At 45.2% G+C, this 19,297-nt stretch carries 16 protein-coding genes and 2 pseudogenes; 11 read left to right on the top strand and 7 right to left on the bottom strand.

Annotated features, from left to right (window positions below; all coding sequences use genetic code 11):
- Positions 1-257 precede the first annotated feature (257 nt).
- Together N39L_RS25425 and N39L_RS25420 are read right to left on the bottom strand one after the other, a co-directional pair.
- Positions 258-392 (bottom strand): hypothetical protein, encoded by a 135-nt coding sequence (locus N39L_RS25425; protein ID WP_286131332.1) that lies wholly within the window; start codon positions 390-392, stop codon positions 258-260.
- 526 nt (positions 393-918) lie between these two features.
- Complete coding sequence (locus N39L_RS25420; protein WP_014276743.1) at positions 919-2,376, bottom strand: hypothetical protein; 1,458 nt, start codon at positions 2,374-2,376, stop codon at positions 919-921.
- 838 nt (positions 2,377-3,214) lie between these two features.
- On the opposite strand from N39L_RS25420, the gene N39L_RS25415 reads away from it, so the two are divergent.
- The 4 genes and pseudogenes from N39L_RS25415 (at position 3,215) to N39L_RS25400 (ending at position 5,032) form a co-directional block, all read left to right on the top strand.
- A complete protein-coding gene (locus N39L_RS25415; protein ID WP_014275364.1) occupies positions 3,215-3,439 on the top strand; it encodes a reverse transcriptase N-terminal domain-containing protein in 225 nt (74 codons plus the stop codon).
- A 21-nt stretch (positions 3,440-3,460) separates the two neighbouring features.
- A pseudogene (locus tag N39L_RS25410) lies at positions 3,461-3,683 on the top strand (HNH endonuclease).
- The gene (locus N39L_RS25405; protein WP_014274255.1) at positions 3,643-3,873 is read left to right on the top strand and encodes a reverse transcriptase domain-containing protein; all 231 of its coding nucleotides are present in this window, start codon (positions 3,643-3,645) and stop codon (positions 3,871-3,873) included. The pseudogene N39L_RS25410 and the gene N39L_RS25405 overlap by 41 nt, the downstream one beginning before the upstream one ends.
- Positions 3,863-5,032, top strand: a complete 1,170-nt coding sequence (locus N39L_RS25400; protein ID WP_014276742.1) for a group II intron reverse transcriptase — start codon at positions 3,863-3,865, stop codon at positions 5,030-5,032. Before N39L_RS25405 ends, N39L_RS25400 begins: the two co-directional genes overlap by 11 nt.
- Positions 5,033-5,225: 193 nt before the next feature.
- On the opposite strand, the gene map is transcribed toward N39L_RS25400, so the two are convergent.
- Positions 5,226-5,987, bottom strand: coding sequence for a type I methionyl aminopeptidase (gene map, locus N39L_RS25395; RefSeq protein ID WP_006615957.1), 762 nt, complete (start codon positions 5,985-5,987; stop codon positions 5,226-5,228).
- Between the two features lie 155 nt (positions 5,988-6,142).
- Between map and N39L_RS25390 the strand changes: the two genes are divergently transcribed.
- The 4 genes and pseudogenes from N39L_RS25390 to N39L_RS25375 all read left to right on the top strand — a co-directional run bounded on the left by N39L_RS25390 (position 6,143) and on the right by N39L_RS25375 (position 8,700).
- Positions 6,143-6,430, top strand: coding sequence for a DUF4870 domain-containing protein (locus tag N39L_RS25390; protein WP_006615956.1), 288 nt, complete (start codon positions 6,143-6,145; stop codon positions 6,428-6,430).
- 78 nt (positions 6,431-6,508) lie between these two features.
- Positions 6,509-7,699 (top strand): annotated as a pseudogene (locus N39L_RS25385) (RNA-guided endonuclease InsQ/TnpB family protein).
- A 46-nt stretch (positions 7,700-7,745) separates the two neighbouring features.
- The gene (locus tag N39L_RS25380) at positions 7,746-7,844 is read left to right on the top strand and encodes a magnetosome magnetite crystal formation protein family (protein ID WP_006616100.1); all 99 of its coding nucleotides are present in this window, start codon (positions 7,746-7,748) and stop codon (positions 7,842-7,844) included.
- A gap of 22 nt (positions 7,845-7,866) precedes the next feature.
- Positions 7,867-8,700, top strand: a complete 834-nt coding sequence (locus tag N39L_RS25375) for a Tab2/Atab2 family RNA-binding protein (RefSeq protein ID WP_006616101.1) — start codon at positions 7,867-7,869, stop codon at positions 8,698-8,700.
- A 306-nt stretch (positions 8,701-9,006) separates the two neighbouring features.
- Here N39L_RS25375 and N39L_RS25370 read toward each other — a convergent pair whose 3' ends face one another.
- Together N39L_RS25370 and N39L_RS25365 are read right to left on the bottom strand one after the other, a co-directional pair.
- Positions 9,007-9,840 (bottom strand): MBL fold metallo-hydrolase, encoded by an 834-nt coding sequence (locus tag N39L_RS25370; RefSeq protein WP_006616102.1) that lies wholly within the window; start codon positions 9,838-9,840, stop codon positions 9,007-9,009.
- Between the two features lie 547 nt (positions 9,841-10,387).
- Complete coding sequence (locus N39L_RS25365) at positions 10,388-11,512, bottom strand: DNA methyltransferase (protein ID WP_006616278.1); 1,125 nt, start codon at positions 11,510-11,512, stop codon at positions 10,388-10,390.
- Positions 11,513-11,724: 212 nt separating this feature from the next.
- Here N39L_RS25365 and N39L_RS25360 point away from each other — a divergent pair, with 212 nt between their 5' ends.
- Positions 11,725-13,179, top strand: a complete 1,455-nt coding sequence (locus tag N39L_RS25360) for a restriction endonuclease (protein WP_014276737.1) — start codon at positions 11,725-11,727, stop codon at positions 13,177-13,179.
- 767 nt (positions 13,180-13,946) lie between these two features.
- Here the strand turns inward: N39L_RS25360 and N39L_RS25355 are convergent.
- The gene (locus tag N39L_RS25355; protein WP_014276736.1) at positions 13,947-14,837 is read right to left on the bottom strand and encodes an alpha/beta fold hydrolase; all 891 of its coding nucleotides are present in this window, start codon (positions 14,835-14,837) and stop codon (positions 13,947-13,949) included.
- Between the two features lie 144 nt (positions 14,838-14,981).
- Between N39L_RS25355 and secA the strand changes: the two genes are divergently transcribed.
- On the top strand, positions 14,982-17,771 hold the full coding sequence (gene secA / locus N39L_RS25350; protein ID WP_014276735.1) for a preprotein translocase subunit SecA: 2,790 nt from the start codon (positions 14,982-14,984) through the stop codon (positions 17,769-17,771).
- 133 nt (positions 17,772-17,904) lie between these two features.
- On the opposite strand, the gene N39L_RS25345 is transcribed toward secA, so the two are convergent.
- Positions 17,905-18,510 (bottom strand): cytochrome b/b6 domain-containing protein, encoded by a 606-nt coding sequence (locus N39L_RS25345; protein ID WP_006618164.1) that lies wholly within the window; start codon positions 18,508-18,510, stop codon positions 17,905-17,907.
- Between the two features lie 146 nt (positions 18,511-18,656).
- Between N39L_RS25345 and N39L_RS25340 the strand changes: the two genes are divergently transcribed.
- The gene (locus tag N39L_RS25340; RefSeq protein WP_014276734.1) at positions 18,657-19,220 is read left to right on the top strand and encodes a hypothetical protein; all 564 of its coding nucleotides are present in this window, start codon (positions 18,657-18,659) and stop codon (positions 19,218-19,220) included.
- Positions 19,221-19,297 lie beyond the last annotated feature (77 nt).

Below are 19,297 nucleotides of genomic sequence, written 5' to 3'. Positions count from 1 at the left end.
GAAGTTTATATGAACCCACCCCTAGTTTACCCACAATAAACACCCTAAGCCAAAACCTTAACCCGTCTATTAGGGGTAATCATCCTGTGCGGAACTCAGTACCCCTATAAATTGGAGACTTGTCTAGCGGTATGTAGGTATCGGTTTCGATGGGGAATCAATTCTCTAGGATTATGTAGGTATCAGCGAGAGATGACGAAACAAGTTACCAGTTGAAAAGTTGTTTGGGGGTATCGCTTCAGTATGTCATAGCCAGGTTAGTCGTGATTATGCGATCGCATTTTGTTGGTAGTGAGTAGGCTCCTCAATATTTCACCAATAATCTGACTCCCATAGGGAACCAGGTAGGCGGTCTGATATCTTTGTACATTGATAGGAGTATCGTTGTACATTGATAACCTAGTGGGTTCCCCCTACGGCTATCGTGTTGACTTGGAAGCATATCCCCCCCCTAACCGAAACAAACACTCTTAGGGGTGCGACCGATGTGATAGCAGTCAATGGTTCGTAACGAACCGATAGGCTTGCCATTGACTGCTATCACGAGAGAGTTACCTTATCGGTGTTTGGTTAGGGGGGTGGTATGGGTATTTGACAGATTGATTAAGTTGTGCTTATTGACTGAGTAATCAACCTATTGACAGAATTATTTTCCTGTGCTAGGACTAGATTGTGAGTAATATCTGAGTAACTCAATAGGATATAGGGGTTGAGTAATAACCCGCTATCGCTGTTAGGATAAGGGTTTATACTAAACTGGGGCGGAAGGATTCGAATCGCCTATATAGCCTACAACCCCTATTCTACCGTTACTTAGGTGTTACTCAAAGCCATAACAGGATCCATCAATTTGTAGCCATAAAATAACCCCTAGGGTTTAATCTAGGGGTGTTAATTTATGAAAGGTTGACGATTAGATTAATCTATCTGATAGATAACTCTGAGAAATAATTTAGCTTCTGGAGCATCAATATCAACCCCTAACGCTGTTAACCGTTCTATGGCTACGTTCAATGGTATAGGTAACTTAGAAACCCCTTTGAGAACTTCTAAGGTAGCGTCAATGCCTTCTGTCTTGTACTTACCTTCATTAACGATTGTGCTATGACCCATAAGTCTAGCTCGTAACTCGATAGGTAGTCCATACTTTTCACCTAACAGGTTGTACAGCCTACGAAAAGCATATTTCTGAGTTACCGGGCATTTCATAGATTGAAGTCTGTTACTAAACGCAGCTTCAAAGCCTGTAACTATGGTTTTAGGTTTACTGCCTTTTTTAGGGCTATATTCTGGTAACAACGGTTGTTTCAATTTCAGGAACTCAAACATTTCAAGGCTGGGAATTGGAGCTACAATCCTTCCCCCTGTTTTTATACTCACTTTCCGACCTTCTGAGTCAGTAAAGTAAGTGTAATCTCCTAATACCAAGTAATTGTCTTGATTATCAGGGTCTGATAGTGCTTTGATGATTACGCCATCTTCAGTTACAAATGGCTTAGTTAGATTAACAGAAGCGGCTATTTCAGTTGGTCTCAGTCCATACATTACTGTCATACCCGTTACCCATAACCAGCTATGTCGGGATGATTGATGTTGGTGATTTTTAATAGTATAGGCTTCTTGTTGGGTTTTAAACCACCAATCTTTAAACACATCAACAGCTATCCGTTGTTTCTTTTTGAATTGCGTTTGTTTGGCGTTAATAGGCTCAAGCTGTTTAAGCAAGTGTTCTTTGTTAGGTGATTTCTTAGCTATGGTTTTTAAGATGTAGTAACGTTCCCTGAAGGTTTGGGAGCCTATTAATTGTTCTCCATTCTGCAAGGGAGTGTATAACATAGCCTTGAAACTCTCCCAGCTAGGATATTCATCCCAGTTAGGGAAGTCCTCAAAAAATACTCCCTTGCTTTGATGGTAAGACGCTAAGTCGCTTACGATATCGCGAGAACGTTTCCTTCCTGTGTTGCGGTTGTAACCCGCAAAATACTCATCCTCTAGTTGTTGGAATATTTCCCGATAGGTTATCAGATTATCCTCAATCTGGTTCTTTCCTGAGATAGTCGCATCGTACCAGTTCCAAAATTCACTAGCGCTAGTAATGGTTCCCAAGGCTTCTGATACCAGTTTAGCTTTCCTAACGCCGTCTATCACCCCTTGAGGTGTACATTCAAGGTTAGCCGTTTTGGGTAGTCGTTTTCCGGTTGGTGGCTGTTTAAACTGCAATAGTAGGTTGTACCTAGTCCCGGTCTTTTGTAACTTGAGTGTCACTCCTTTGGGACATTCCCCTTTAAAGTCTTGATAGGCTTTCAGGAATCTACTATAGCCATCGTCATAATTACCCTTTCCCCCTACAGTAGGGGTATTGATATCGTTACTCATTTTTTACTCACTTGTTACTCTGTTATGGCTTTGAGTAACACCTAAGTAACGGTAGAATAGGGGTTGTAGGCTATATAGGCGATTCGAATCCTTCCGCCCCAGTTTAGTATAATTAGTTCTGAGGTGCGAGACGTTCAGGCATGAAATAGGGTTGCAATACCCGAAATAACTGCCTGATGGGGATTTCAGCCCCTTGAATGAATACAAGAGGCTCGCCTCTGACCATCCCCATAACTGCTTATATGTCCCAACGATTTGTATCAATAAGATACCAAATCAAGGCAGGAAACCCAAGGTCAATATACTCTGTAACAATTCGTAACCATCCTTAACATAACGAGAAATTACGAAACAGAGTTGAGGGTAACGGCGATAGCCACCCCCAGTTTTGGGAATCACAAACCCAGGACTGAAGCGGGGAACGGAAGGCTCCGAGGTGTAACCCAACACCAGAAACGAGACCACTGCCAACCATCCATGATTAGGGAAACCGAATGTCCGGCTTGAACCATCGTAAGAATTAAGTAGCGAAAGAGGTTGACACGCTGCGCTCAAAAGAGCAAGGGGAAAAGTAGGATAATCTTAGCACTACCTACACAGACCTTTAAAGTACCCCGGTGGATAGGACAAATCTAAAGATGGAATGCCCATATAAACGGAACGTTTTAAGTCCTCCTAGACTCTGATTATCTGGTCGAGATATCAGTAGGGATAAGTGTAACCGCAAGTCTTTGAGGATGCGAGATGTGACCAGAAGCCAACGCCCAACTGTAATGGTAGGGATATGCTAACGGGTCACGGTTTGATTGTAAAGAAATAGAGTCAAGTAGGTGTACAAATGGCGATAGCGAGTTTAAAGAAAGGATTTGGGAAATCAAAACCAATCAAGACTACGAACAACGCATGGAAGGCAATCCCATGGACTAAGGTTCAACGGAAAGTTTTCAAGCTCCAAAAGAGTATATTTCAAGCAGCTAAATCGGGACAAGATGCAAAAGCCAGAAGGTGGCAACGTCTATTGGTGAAATCATACTATGCTCGGCTCTTAGCAGTGCGACTGTAGGGGCGGGTTCCACGGTCAGCCATGCTTCCCAACAGTCAGCTTAATAAACCCGCCCCCCCAAGCGGGTCAAGGCAAGAAAACAGCCGGAGTTGATGGAGTAAGAGCAATCTCTTCAAGACAAAGGTTTGAGCTTGTTAAGAACATTAAGGGAAACCTCAAAGCAAAACCACTGCGACGGGTTTGGATTCCAAAACCTGGTAGGGATGAAAAAAGCTGGAATAGGAATACCCACAATCCAAGATAGAGCAAGGCAAGCCTTGGTTAAATCGGCTCTCGAACCTGAATGGGAATCGAGATTTGAAGGCACAAGCTATGGGTTCCGTCCAGGACGGTCAGCCCATGACGCAATTAGCAGAATTTATACTGCCATAAATCAAGGACAGTACTATGTTCTTGACGCGGATATAGCAAAATGCTCTTACCGTGAACCATGAATACCTACTGTCCAAAATTCATTGTCCAAGCCGCCTAAAAAGAGACCTGAAACAATGGCTCAAAGCGGGAGTGCTAGATAACGGTGTATTCGAGAATACAGAAGCAGGGACACCTCAAGGAGGGGTAATAAGTCCAATACTCGCCAACATCGCACTGTTGGGTATGATTAGGTTAATTGAAAAACTGTATCCTAGGAAATCAGACAATCGCCCTTTTGCGAGAGTCATAAGATACGCTGATGATTTCGTGGTCATCTCAAAAGACTTAGAAATCATTGAACAGTGCCAAACTGCTATTTCCAAATGGCTAAAGCCTATTGGATTAGAGATTAAACCTGAAAAAACTCGAATCTGCCACACGCTCAATCACATTGAGTATAACGGCAAAGCAGAGGAACCCGGATTTGATTTCTTAGGTTTCAATATTAGGCAATATCCTGTAGGAAAATATAAAACTGGGAAAACTCCACATGGAAAACCATTAGGACACAAAACTCACATAAAACCCAGCCATAAAGCAGTTAAAGCCCATACAGAAGTGATTAAAGGTGTAATCAAACAACATAAGACAGCACCCCAATCAACCCTGATTAGTAGACTAAACCCAATCATAAGAGGATGGGCAAACTATTATTCAGCGGTAGTCTCAAAAGAGACCTTCACTAAGCTAGACAAAATAATCTGGCAAATGTTACGGGCATGGACAGCATCAAGATGCGGAAAGGCAAGTTACGAAAAGCTAAGTAATTATTTCAGACATGGAACAATTAAACTTAGCAATGGGAAAGAAAGACACGAAAATTGGCTATTCCAAACCAAAGATGGGATACATCTATTCAAACACAACTGGACTCCAATTGTCAGACACACCCTAATACGCCCCGACGCAACACTTTATGACGGAAATTGGACTTACTGGGCAACCAGGAAAGGACAAGCAATCGACACGCCAATTAGGGTAGCAAAACTACTCAAAAAACCAAAAGGTAGATGTACCTGGTGTGGGCAATTCTTTACCCCATCAGATTTAATTGAAGTAGACCACATTGTACCTAGAAGCCATGGCGGAAAGGATGAATACAAAAATCTTCAACTATTACATCGCCATTGTCACGATGATAAAACAGCTCTTGATGAAGAGATAATGCTGTACTCTTAACAAGGAGACGGTCAAACTAGGAGCCGTATGAGGTGAAAGTCTCATGTACGGTTCTGCTGCTGAATGGGAGGGGTAGACCGTGAGGTCTATCTCGACCCCTAATACCATATCCTAGCCTGGGATTAATCTTAGCAATTCCGAGAGTAGGGGCAATTCATCAATTGTCCCTACCTCGCTGGTTTCACTAAGAGCGCTATGGCAGAGTTAAAATATCCACTCCCTGGTCGGTTACAGCGATCGTGTGTTCAAATTGAGCAGACAGCTTACCATCTGTGGTAATCGCTGTCCAACCATCATCGAGTACCTCTGCTTCCCAGGTTCCCTCATTAATCATCGGTTCAATCGTAAAAACCATTCCTGAGCGCAGTTTTTTACCCTTTCCACGGGTCCCATAATGGGGAATTTGCGGTGCTGTATGGAAGACGGTATTAACCCCGTGACCGACAAAATCCCGCACTACAGAAAACCCATAACTTTCCGCGTATTCTTGAATAGCAGCCCCAATATCCCCTATGCGGCTACCTGGTTTCACCGTCTCAATAGCCCGCCGCAGACATTCCTCGGTGACTTCAACCAATTTTTTAGCTGTGGGGGAAGGATTACCGACAAAAAAGGTTTTTGAGGTGTCGCCGTGGTAGCCATCAACTATAGGGGTGACATCAATATTGATGATATCTCCATCTTGAAGAATCTGCTTGGCGCTGGGGATACCGTGACAGATAACTTCGTTAACACTGGTACAAATAGACTTAGGGAACCCATTATAACCTAGGGGAGCGCTACGGGCACCATGAGCTTGAGTCCAGCGTTCGGCTTCATCGTTGAGTTCTAGGGTACTGACTCCTGGTTTGACCATGGGTTCTAGGTAGTTCAGTAATTGCGCGGCTAACTTTCCGGCTTGGCGCATCTTTTCAATTTCTCGGCTCGATAGCAGTACGATTGTTTCGGTTCGCATTTGTATAATTAGCTAGTTGATACCCTAATTAGTAGGCTTTTTCTGTACTTAACTTATCATAGTTGATGGTTCTGGGGGAGGCGCTCAGGTGCTATCTGCTGAAAATGATATTAACATAGATCAACAGTGGCATGATACTCAGCGATGGAGGCAACATGACTAATCGACGGAACCAAATAGATCAAGAAAGCAGAACTTGGGGCATGATCGCACACCTCAGCTCTTTTGTGGGTTATGTCATACCTGTTGCTAATATCGTTGGACCTTTGGTGATTTGGCTACTCAAAAAGGATGAGATGCCATTTGTTGAAGATCAAGCTAAAGAAGCGTTGAATTTTCAAATCAGCATCTTGATATATCTGTGTGTATCGATTGTATTGATTTTGTTTTTAACAAAATGTGGCGGAATTCCCCTTCCTCGCTTGCAGGGAGGGGATGAATAGCAACCAATAAACAAACTGAGCGATAGCGAATCCTCGGATGATCAACTACAATGTTATCAGCAACAGCAAATAACGATAATGTATAAGGCGTACAAGTATCGCATCTACCCAACCGACGACCAAAAAGCGTCTCTCGCCAAGGCGTTTGGATGCTGTCGTTGGTATTGGAATTTGGCACTCAACCTATGCCAAGAAACATATCTCAAGACAGGCAAAGGATTATCTCGTGGATATATCCAGGGTCTGTTGCCAGGGTTAAAAAAGGAATACCCTTGGCTAACGGATGCCTATTCCCAGTCTTTGCAAGTTGTTGCTCTCAATCTTTCCACTGCCTACAAAAACTTCTTTGAGAAGCGGGCGCAATTGCCCCGTTTCAAGTCAAAGCATGGTCGGCAGTCATTAAGTTATCCCGCCAACGTTAAGTTTGAGGGAGACTATATCAAACTACCTGGGAAGATTGGGCTAGTCTACTGCCATCGTCATCGAGAATTTGAAGGGACAATCAAAACTGTGACGGTCTCCCAAAATTCTGATGGACAATACTATGCTTAGGTATTGGTGGATGATGGGAAAGAAACTCCGAGTCAGTCTACCGAAGGTAAAGCGGTTGGCATTGACGTTGGATTGACTCATTTCGCCATTACCAGTGATGGGTTAAAGTATGATAATCCCCGTCATGGCGACAAACATCACCGTAACCTTAAACGCCAACAACAAAAACTATCCCGCAAGCAAAAGGGTAGTCAGAATAGAACTAAAGCCCAACAAAAAGTAGCTAAGGTTCATGGCAAGACTGCCCGTTGCCGTGAGGACTTTCTACACAAACTATCCCGCCAGATAGTCAACGAAAACCAAGTTATTGCTGTAGAGAATCTGAATGTAAAAGGGATGGTACGAAACCACAAACTAGCCAAGGCAATTAGTGATGTAGGCTGGGGAATGTTTACCACAATGCTTAAATATAAAGCGGAGTGGGAAGGAAAAACCTATATTGAGGTTGACCGTTTCTTTGCATCCTCTAAAACCTGTCACGTTTGCCTCAACCGAGTAGATAGTTTGTCGTTAGATATTCGTCAATGGCAATGTCAACATTGTGGGACTTGCCATGATCGAGATGTCAACGCGGCACAAAATATCAGAAATGAAGCCTTGCGGATATTGTCGTTGGGAACCAGCGATACTGCCTGGGTCGGGAGTGTAAGACAACCTGGCAAAACATCGGTTTTGTTAGATGCAGTTCCCGTTGAATTAGGAAGCCCCATCCTCTAGGGCGGCAGGGTGGGGTAGTTCACTTGGGATTCCTCTGCTATTTGCGGTGTTGTTGTTTGATTTAATTTTTACTATTGTGGCGGCCAGCAAAGCTAATGAGGGTATCAGATATCGCTATCCTTTGACTTTAAGATTTATTAAATGATTCACTAATGGCTTGATTTGTTATGCGAATATGGCAAGCTGATTTTTATCGCCGTCCTCTTGAGGATGAGAGGGGACAGCCTTTGTGGGAACTGTTAGTCTGTGATCAATTAGGCGATCGCCTATTGGTGGCGACTTGTCCTCAGTCGGAGGCTAACTCGACTTGGTTACTTAACCAGTTAAAAGAGATGTTTGTGACTGATCAACCTGATATTATTCAGGTGTTTCGACCTGCTTGTTTGAGTCTCTTTGAGGTGGTGGGTAAACAGTTGGGGGTGACTGTCCAGGCGACTCGTCGGACGCTGGGTTTAAAAAAATTGCTGGCTGAGATGATGTTAATTTATCCCCAAATGACGGGTTATACTGGCCAGAATTATGATCCTTTGGCTATTGATAAATTACCCCCTTTACCTCTACCGGAAAATCTCTGGGGCGATCGCTGGCGGTTTGCGACTCTTCCAGCGGGAGACCTTCAGGAGGTCTTTGGCGATCGCCCTATTCCTATTTTGGATATGCCATCAATTTTACTACCCCTGAATTTGGGTCTGGCTTCTACTGTTGCTATTTCTGGGGTGGTTATTGATGGCGGTCGCCAGTCTATGGGCTTGGCTAGATGGTTACAGTCGGTTAAACCTGTCGGTTTTAATTATATCCCCGGACAGCCTGATGGCTTGATTTTAGAGGCGGGATTGAGCGATCGTTGGGTAGTTGCTACTTTTGATGATGATGATGTGGCTCAGGCGGCGCGGATGTTTGAGACTCGTAAACGCTTGGCTAAGGGATTACATTTTCTCTTGGTTCAACCTGATGATTCTGGGGTAACTTATACGGGTTTTTGGTTGTTAGGGGGAGAATGAAAAATTCCCGCTCAAAAGTTGTTGATCATCCCCTGAATAGAGGCGATCGCTCATTATGTTGAATAAAAAATCAAGCATATAGCCATGTAACCCCCACAAGAATATGGTAACTGATGGGGAGGGTAATTGTCAACGGTTGGGGGAAATGAGGCGCGGCCGAGATTGTTGAATAAAAAATCAAGCGTATAGCCATGCAACCCCCACAAGAATATGATAACTGATAGGGAGGGGAATTGTCAAGGGTTGGCGGGAAATGAGGCGCGGCCGAGATTGTTGAATAAAAAATCAATTTTTCGGCGTGGGAGGTTATGGGGTGTTGGTTCCGAATTGCAGGCGGGTTCCTACGCGAACATCAATGCTACATCCAAGATGATGCCAAAGATGGGCGATCGCATTAATGCCTGTACAGTGATTAGCGCCTAGTAGTTGGACTTGATAATGCTTTAATTGGGCGGCGGTAGCTTCGAGGCGCTCTGGGTTAGCCTTTAACAGGTGCATACCTCCTATGACGGCATAAATTTTATCCTGTGGGCAGATTTGGGCAATATAGTCTAGGGTGTTAATAGTTCCAGAATGGGCGCAACCTAAGATTACAACTAATCCTGGAGGGGTTTGGATAAATAGAGCCTGATCATCAGGTAGAGTGTCTATGGTCTGGTGGTTAGCATCGATCCAAAAGTCTCCCCCTGTATCTTCGAGGGGATGGTGGCGGGGGATGGTTCCGGTTAGTCCCATTCCGGGTATGATTTCCGTGGGGGTTTCTGTCCACACTATTTTGCTGGTATGGGTTGTGAGGATATTTTCATCTTGAATGGGGGAACCAATTTCGCCTCTGGGGCTATATTTGGGGGTAATGGCGGCTGGATGTAGGTATAAAACTGGATTCTGGGTTATTTTGAGTATTGATGGTAAGCCGCCGGTATGGTCATAGTGACCATGACTCAGAGCGATCGCATCTATATCATGTAGGTTGATTCCTAGTTGGCGCGCATTGTGGTTGAGAGTGTTTCCCTGTCCGGTATCAAATAACAGTTTGTAGGTGTCGGCTTCCACTAGAATAGAAAGCCCGTGTTCTCCTAAGAGTCCTTTCCCGCCGGCTGTATTTTCTACCAAAACTGTAATGGTAAGTTGTTGAATCATATTTCCTCTGGCAGGATATGTATTTAATAGAGGTGATCGCTCATCATGTTGAATAAAAAATCAAGCGTATAGCCATGTAACCCCCACAAGAACATGATAACTGATAGGGAGGGGAATTGTCAAGGGTTGGGGGAAATGAGGCGCGGCCGCAAGTGTTGAACAAAAAATCAACTTGCCGTAGTTTGACACTTAGGTAGTCAAGTCGAGTGACTCAAAGGCGGGATTATTACATCTGAGAATGAATGATGGGCGGATTCGGAAAATCCTATTTTGGGATTATCCTATGATGGGTTTATTCTGATTTGTGTGAATACCATGCTAAATAATGCACGATGAAGTCTACGTTTAGTCGAGAATATGATGTTTTTCGGCAGTTTGGACACGAACTTTGCCAAAATGGACAGAATCGTGCATCCAGAAATTGAAAGTTTTAAGGAGCGTGTTTATAAAACTGAATGTTTTGGAGTGGAAATTTATCAATGGAAAAAACTTTTGTCGAGTCGGCGAGATGAGTCGATGAAATCTGCCTTGATCAGATATCTGGGAATTACAGAAGAGAAGATTGATAAAATACTTGACTAAATCGTTTCACTCCATAATAGAAATAAGTTTCGTCAATTTCACAAGCGAAAGCTTTGCGGTTAAGTATGTTAGCAGCCAAAGATGCACTAAACAGTCCGCCAAATGGTTCCCAAATTACATCCTGTTCCTGACTGGAAGCTTGAATAATTAGCTGCATGAGGTCGAGGGGCTTTTGATTCAAATGGACGGCTTTACCGTTGGGGGTTTTTATTCGTTCGTTATTCCGTAAAGCCGATCGCTGCCAAACATTGGTAAAACCGTGAGGACATCGAAATTGGGAACGCATTTTCCCCCATTCTTGAGCGGTCAAAGGATGTAGGCCATCTACAGAAAAATAAGGCTTTCCCTCGGGTTTCCCATATTGGTTGGCATAGCGAACTAATTTCTCAAACATATCGGGTGGGGGAAAATACCATAAATGCCCTTGGTCGAAATACTTTCTCGTTGCTGCATCTGCCACACCACAGGCCAGATTGGCTTTGCGTAAAGGTAAACCCGATCGCAACCATTCTTTTCGTAACCATTCTTTCAAGGTTAAGTCATCGAATTTAACTTCTCTGACATATTGAACACAAACTTCTGTTACCACAGGAAAACGTCTGATTTTTTCTGTATTGACATTCCCGGCAATATGAGCTTTTCCCTTATTCCATATATTGCAGTTGACATAGCGCCAACCAAATTTCTCAAGGATTGGATGTACGACAGCCCATCCAATTTCGGAATTCCAAAACCAGAGGGTTGTACTGGGCAATGCGAACTTTGACCAAGCTGCGATATGGGGTTCATACCATTGGGGCAAATCGAGATGATCGGATGTATCACCTTGAAAGCCTAAAATACCGTAGGCTCCATCTGATACAATGACTGTGGGATTGTCCCAAGACTGATAATATTCGGCACTATCACCAAGATTTAAACTGACAGTGTTGTTACTCCAGCTTGAAAAGGTGAGTGGTTGGTCAAGTTGAACGGATTTGCTACGTCCGACGGTACTGGTTGCTTTATTTTTGTTTGTGGTTGGCAGCTTATGGTACGGCTCAGATAGACCCATGTATCTTTCATTAGGTTTCACAAACAGGCTAAACATCTATACTTTATCCCATCTGGGAATATTTGGCGATCTAAGGAATGATTGAAGTGGGGGGCAAGGGTGGTGGGTGCCCCTTTCATATTATACTTGAGACGGGGCGACAACATCTCCCCATTGCGGATCGAGTTGTCCTTTTAATTGGAGATCTCGCCTAATCGGGTTGTTTTAGATGTGACAAAATTGATGATTTCTGATTTTTAACTATTCCTATGTCCTTCGCCGATGCTGCCATTCAAGTTTTAGAAGATGTTGGCTCTCCCCTGCACTATCGCAAAATTGCTCAAATTGCGATCGCACGGAATTTAATTCAAACGAACGGCAAAAGTCCGGAAGCCACGCTCAACGCCATCATTGCGGTGGAAATCAAACAGAAGGGGGATCTCAGCCGCTTCGTGAGGGTCAATCGCGGGGTTTTTGGGTTGAGAAAATGGGATGTAACCTCGATAGATTCCGAATCTAATTCGGCGACATTAGACCCGCGAAACGAAACCCGGGTCAAAGTTTCCCACTTTCCGACCTATTCGGAATTGAGATTGATTTTACCGATTTGGAACGGACGCGATCGCGCGCAAATCACGGGAGTGCGATCGGCGATCATGAGTCTGTCGGGAACCCTGCAAAATCCGGTAGATTGGACGAATCCAGAACGCTGGATATCGGAACGCTTGGAAGGGGAAAATCGAGAACTGGCGGAGGCGATTTGGACGGGAAGCGATCGCCAGCTTAACCCTCGTCACGTTTACGGACACTGGCTCCTATCTCGAACCTATCAGTTGCTGGAAGAAGATTCAGGGGGGAAAGTTTTATTAACTGATGCGGGACAGGATTTTATCTGCCATCCCTTGGGAGAGGTTGAAAAACAAATTGACGAGGGGGAAGGCTTATTAAAATTACTAAGTGTGGTGGCTGAAAAAGGGGGAGGTCGTCGCGGAGATTTTGTACCCGATTGGTCGGACTATCTCAAGCGTTGCTCCCAATTCGGCACGGACAGCACCATCAAAGATACGCTGTGGCGGCGGCTTTACAATTTGGCCGATCGCGAATTATTGATCAAAACGGGGACGACCTACAGCATTACCGACGCGGGTTTGAATTATTTAAAAGATTCGGGAGGCGATGAAGAACTCGACGGCGGAGGGACGGTACAGGAAATTTTGACCCTGGTTAAAGAGCAGAAAGCCTCGGTCAGATCAAGCATTCAAGAAATCCTCTCAACGATGGCTCCGACGGCGTTTGAATATTTGATCAAACAATTGTTGGAGGCGATGAATTATCAAAATGTGGAGGTGACATCACCGACGAATGATAAGGGGGTCGATGTGGTCGCGGATATTGAACTGGGGATCACTTCGGTGCGGGAAGTGGTGCAGGTGAAGAGGCAACAGGGGAACATTCAAAGGCCGGTTTTGGATGCTTTGCGGGGGTGTTTGTATCGGTTTCAAGCGGTGCGGGGTACGATTATCACCACGAGCGATTTTTCCAAGGGGACGGTGGAGGTGGCGTTCGCCCCGGGTGCGCCGCCGATCACGTTAATCAACGGAGAAAAACTGCTGGATCTGCTGATAGAATATGGAATCGGAGTGAAAACGAAGGCGATCGAAGTATTAGAACTAGATGCCGATGCGTTCGCCCAGAATGATAGTTATACCTCCGATTTAGAATAAAATTCTAATTCCACTAGAATAGAAAGCCGGTGTTCTCCTCAGAGTCCTTTCCCTCCGGCTGTATTTTCTACCAAAACTGCTAGGACATCTTATTGAATAGAGGCGATCGCTCATCATGTTGAATAAAAAATCAAGCGTATAGCCATGTAACCCCCACAAGAACATGATAACTGATAGGGAGGGGAATTGTCAAGGGTTGGGGGAAATGAGGCGCGGACGGAGTGTTGAATAAAAAATCAAGTGTATATCCGTGTAAAGCCTATAAGAATAGGGTAACTGATGGGGAGGGGAATTGTCAAGGGTTGGCGGAAATGAGGCGATCGCTCATCATGTTGAATAAAAAATCAAGCGTATAGCCATGTAACCCCCACAAGAACATGATAACTGATAGGGAGGGGAATTGTCAAGGGTTGGGCGGAAATGAGGCGCGGACGGAGTGTTGAATAAAAAATCAAGTGTATATCCGTGTAAGGCCTATAAGAATAGGGTAACTGATGGGGAGGGGAATTGTCAAGGGTTGGGCGGAAATGAGGCGCGGACGGAGTGTTGAATAAAAAATCAAGTGTATATCCGTGTAAAGCCTATAAGAATAGGGTAACTGATGGGGAGGGGAATTGTCAAGGGTTGGGGGAAATGAGGCGCGGCCGCAAGTGTTGAATAAAAAATCAAGTGTATAGCGATGTAACCCCCAAAATAATATGGTAACTGATGGGGAGGGTAGTTGTCAAGGGTTGGGGGGAATGAGGCGGGGGCGGGGGAGAGGGTGGCTAATTGACAAATTCGAGTATTTGATTGGCGGTAATTTGTGGTTGTTCGAGGTGGGGAACATGACCGCATTTGTCAATCCAGATAAGTTGACTGTTAGGGATAGCGGTTCGGAATTTATGGGCATCTTTGGTTCCCAAGATTTTGTCATTTTTGCCCCATAAAATTAAGGTGGGTTGTTGAATAGTATTTAAGCGATCGCCAAAAGCACCATAACCGCCACTTTTGGTAAACTCAATTAAACCGCGATTCCATAATGGTGATTGTAGATGCCACGCCGCGCATAACTGAGCATCACGGGAGGCGAGGCTTTTGTCAAAATAGGCGTTTTCGCTGATACTTTGGCGAACTTTAGGTTGTCGCAGAAATTCGGTGGCGAGATAGTCGAAGGGTGGAAATAAAAACTTGCCAGCGATAGGACCTTTATTGATTCCGGCACTATCAATAAGGACTAGAGATTGTACGGCTTGGGGATGATTGAGGGTAAAGTCGATGGCGGTAGCGCCTCCCATAGAAGCGCCAACTAAGATAACTGGTTGATTGATGGTAGATTGCCAGAAGGCGTAGAGATGGGCTAAGATATGAGTAGGATTAACGGTTAAATAAGGCGATCGCTGTGTAAAGCCAAAGCCGAATAGATCGACGGCCCAGGTTTCGGTGGAATTAGCTAATAGTGGTAAGAGTCGGCGAAACTCTAGGACGGAACTATCGAAACCGTGTAGGAGTAGAATGGGAGGCAGAGGCTGTCGGTTTCCTTGGCGGACATAGGTAGTGAGGATGGGTTGAGGGACAGCAGGGAGGGTTACGGGTTGAGCAATAATTGCTTGAGCGAGGGAGATAGAAGTTAATTCGGTGAGTGGTTCAGCCAGTGGGGGTAAATACTCAGGAAACATAAAAAGCGATGGCAATCAGTAATTCTAATCTAAACCAACGGGGATACGATCGCCCGACAAAATATCTGGGTATGGGAGTTTCATGGTAAAGAATAAACCCTATACTAGATAGGAAAGTAGTGTTGAGATTATCCTGTTATTGCTATGCTTAAAGCTCTGCTGGGCGATCCTAATGCCCGCAAAATCAAAAAATATCAGCCTGTAGTGACGGATGTTAATATCCTAGAGGAAGATGTGCGATCGCTCTCGGATGAAGGTCTAAAGGCGAAGACTGGGGAGTTTAAGGAGATGTTGGCGAAAGCCCAAAACCGGGGGGAAAGGGAACAAATCCTGGATGAAATTTTACCGTTAGCCTTTGCTGTAGTCAGGGAGGCTTCCCGACGGGTGTTAGGGATGCGGCACTTTGATGTTCAGGTGCTGGGGGGTATGATTTTACATAAGGGTGAAATTGCGGAGATGAAAACGGGGGAAGGAAAAACCCTGGTTTCGACCCTCCCGGCTTATCTGAATGGTTTATCAGGTCACGGGGTGCATATTATCACGGTTAATGATTATCTAGCCCGTCGTGATGCTGAGTGGATGGGACAGGTACACCGTTTTCTGGGGTTGAGTGTGGGATTAATCCAGCAGGGGATGGGTCCAGAGGAACGGAAAAAGAACTATAGCTGTGATATCACCTACGCGACTAACAGTGAGGTGGGGTTTGACTATTTGCGCGATAATATGGCGACCTCTATGGAAGAGGTGGTGCAGCGTCCTTTCAACTATTGCATTATTGACGAAGTGGACTCGGTGCTAATTGATGAGGCGCGGACTCCGTTGATTATCTCTGGTCAGGTAGAACGTCCCAGTGAGAAGTATATGAGGGCGGCGGAGGTGGCGAAGGGGCTACAGAAGGATAAAGATCATTATGAGGTGGACGAGAAGGCGCGTAATGTTCTGCTGACGGATGAGGGTTTTGCGGCGGCGGAAGAGTTTTTGGGGGTTAAGGATTTGTATGATCCTAATGACCCTTGGGCGCATTTTGTGTTTAATGCGTTGAAAGCAAAAGAATTGTTTATCAAGGATGTTAATTATATTGTTCGGGATGATGAAGTCGTTATTGTAGACGAGTTCACGGGACGGGTAATGCAGGGTCGCCGTTGGAGTGATGGCTTACACCAGGCGATTGAGGCTAAGGAAGCTGTGGAAATTCAGCCGGAAACTCAAACTCTGGCGACGATTACTTATCAAAATTTCTTTTTGCTATATCCTAAGTTGTCGGGGATGACGGGGACGGCGAAAACTGAGGAGGCGGAAATTGAGAAGATTTATAGTTTGCAGGTGACGGTGGTTCCGACTAACCGACCGACGGCTCGTGCGGATTTGTCGGATATGGTTTATAAAACTGAGCAGGGTAAATGGCTGGCGATCGCTACTGAATGCGCCCAAATGCACAATATGGGTAGACCTGTATTGGTGGGAACTACGAGCGTAGAAAAATCGGAGTTGCTTTCTGGTTTGTTATCACAGCAGGAGGTTCCCCATAACCTTTTGAATGCGAAGCCGGAGAATGTGGAAAGGGAATCGGAAATTGTGGCGCAAGCTGGTCGCAAAGGGGCTGTGACTATTGCTACTAATATGGCGGGGCGAGGAACTGATATTATCCTGGGGGGTAATGCTGATTATATGGCGCGGTTGAAGTTACGGGAGTATTTTATGCCCCGAATTGTGAAACCGCAAGATGAGCGAGAATTGGCTATCCCTCAAATCGGAGGGGGTCCCCGTCGTAATAAGCCCCAGGGTTTTGCTGCTGCTGATAAGCCGAAGGTTTGGAAGGTGGCGGCGGGAATTTTTCCCACGGAGTTGTCGGTAGATACTCAGGAGAAACTGCGATCGGCGGTAGATTTTGCGGTGTCGGTGTATGGGGAACGTAGTGTTCCTGAACTCCAGGCTGAGGATATCCTAGCTGTAGCCTCGGAAAAAGCTCCCACTACTGATGTGGTGGTTCAGCGGATACGGGAGGTTTATCAGGCTATTGTGGCTGAGTATGAGGTGTTTACTCATGAGGAACATAATGAGGTGGTGTCCCTGGGAGGATTGCACGTTATCGGTACAGAACGCCATGAGTCCCGTCGGGTGGATAACCAGTTGCGGGGAAGGGCTGGTCGTCAGGGAGACCCGGGTTCGACTCGCTTCTTTTTGAGTCTGGAAGATAATTTGCTGCGGATTTTTGGTGGTGAACGGGTGGCGGCGATGATGACGGCTTTTCAGGTGGAGGAGGATTTACCTATTGAGTCGAAGTTGTTGACGCGATCGCTGGAAAATGCCCAGAAAAAGGTAGAGACTTATTATTATGATATCCGTAAGCAGGTATTCGAGTACGACGAGGTGATGAATAATCAGCGTCGGGCTATTTATGCGGAACGCCGCCGGGTATTGGAGGGTCAGGATCTCAAGGAACAGGTGATTAAGTATGGGGAAAAGACGATGGATGATATCGTCGAGGCTTATATTAACCCGGATCTGCCTTCGGAAGAGTGGGATCTTGAGACTTTGGTGGCTAAGGTGAAGGAGTTTGTTTATTTACTGAAGGATCTGGCTGCTGAACAGTTGTTTGATATGACGGTTGAGGAGATTAAGACTTTCTTATATGAACAACTGCGTAATGCTTATGATATTAAGGAGGCTCAGGTAAATCAGATTCGCCCTGGACTGATGCGGGATGCGGAAAGGTTTTTTATTCTCCAACAAATTGATAGTCTGTGGCGGGAGCATTTGCAACAAATGGATGCTTTGCGGGAGTCTGTGGGTCTGCGGGGCTATGGTCAAAAAGACCCGCTGGTGGAGTACAAGCGGGAGGGTTACGAACTTTTCCTGGATATGATGACGGATATTCGCCGGAATGTGATTTACTCGATGTTCCAGTTTCAGCCTCAGCCAGCGGTGGCGTAATTGGGGAATGCCCTTGACAATCTCGGAAAATAGTATATATTGGTTGTCAAGTGTGAGGAGTAAGGTTTGAAGGAAGAGGTACTTGGGGTCGAAACTCGGCCAGACTCCCAAGTGCCTTTTCCGTTTTTAAGGATTAAAACCGAGGACGTTTTAGCCAGTTTCGCAAGTTATCCCACCAGAGACGAGGATGGTCGCTGGGTCGTATTTGAGAATTAGCCATAGACAAGAGCAGGGGAACACCCCCAACCCGCGCCGCCATGAGAACATGAAGGGCGATCGCCACAATCATAATTCCCCAAGCTACCAGGTGGATATTATACCACAAATGATGTGTTTCTCCTACCCTCAGCCAGTTTTCGTCCTGGAATTTGCCAGAAATGACGGCTAGGGCTAGGGCTAATAGGGCTATGGTGTTGGTGATACGATGGAGGGTGTACCACCAGATAGGCTGTGGGGTGCGTTTGAGTTGGGCTAGGGTGTCAGGTTGGATGAGGCGTTTTTTCCCCTGGCGTAGGCTGTAGTAGGTGAAGGCTAAGGCCATAAAGAATAGGAAAAATCCCCAGGTTCCATGAATGTCGATTAGGTTGCTATCTTCGGGGATTAACCAGAGAGTCCCGAAACGGCGATCGTAGCTTTGGTAAACGAGATAGCCAGTGATAATACATCCACATACTAAAAGGCTATTTAAGCCGTGTAACAGGCGAAATAGGAAGGGTTGGTAGGGTTTGGAATCGCTCATAACTTTTTGAGTTTCTTTATCAATAGTATAGTAAGGTTTTAAGATGAGTTGGGCAATGGGTATAATTATCCTTTGCTATCTGTGTGATTTGGGCAGGAAAAGCAGTAATCTATAATGAGAAAGGCTATTACAATAGGGTAGATTCTGTGGTTTTCTCAGACCATGAAGTTTCGATTAATTTGAAGGTTAATCCTAAGCTGTGGCAGGATTTCCAGCAACGTTGTGCGACCTATCAAATGTCCCCTGAACAGGTGTTAGTTGGGTTCATCAAAATTTATCTGGCACCTCTGGATCATCAGGTGGCGATCGCCTTTTCCCCGGGTTTAGAGGGAAGAATGGATCTCAATATCACACAAATTATTGAAGATTATTTGCAACAAAATCTGGAACCCCAAATTCAGGATATATTGCAGAATTATATAGACTCAAAACCGAGCGATCGCCCCTCTGCACCCCCGCCGTCAGCGTCCCCGGCTAGTAAGTTATCCAATAAGTTATCAAAACCTTCCCTACCATCACCACCAAAACCATCAGCAAAAGAAGTTGATTCTCGCTTAAAAACTGGCAAGGAATTAGCCGAGATTTTGGGAGTTTCTGCGCCTTATATTACCACTTTAAACCGCCTAGGAGAACTACATAAACGGGGATGGCAAGATTCTGGTCAAAGACGAGGAAAAACTATCTTATATGAACCGGTATCGCCGCCTTAATTTTCCCCCAGAATATCGATGGAATTTTAGCCGCAATTTCCCCATGCTCATTGGGGCGGGTTCTGGTCTCCATATCG

It is taken from the genome of Limnospira platensis NIES-39 (genome assembly GCF_026000695.1).
In the GTDB taxonomy this organism is placed as follows: domain Bacteria; phylum Cyanobacteriota; class Cyanobacteriia; order Cyanobacteriales; family Microcoleaceae; genus Limnospira; species Limnospira platensis.
Note: the sequence above shows the minus strand (reverse complement) of the source record. Positions and strands in the feature narration are given on the sequence as shown.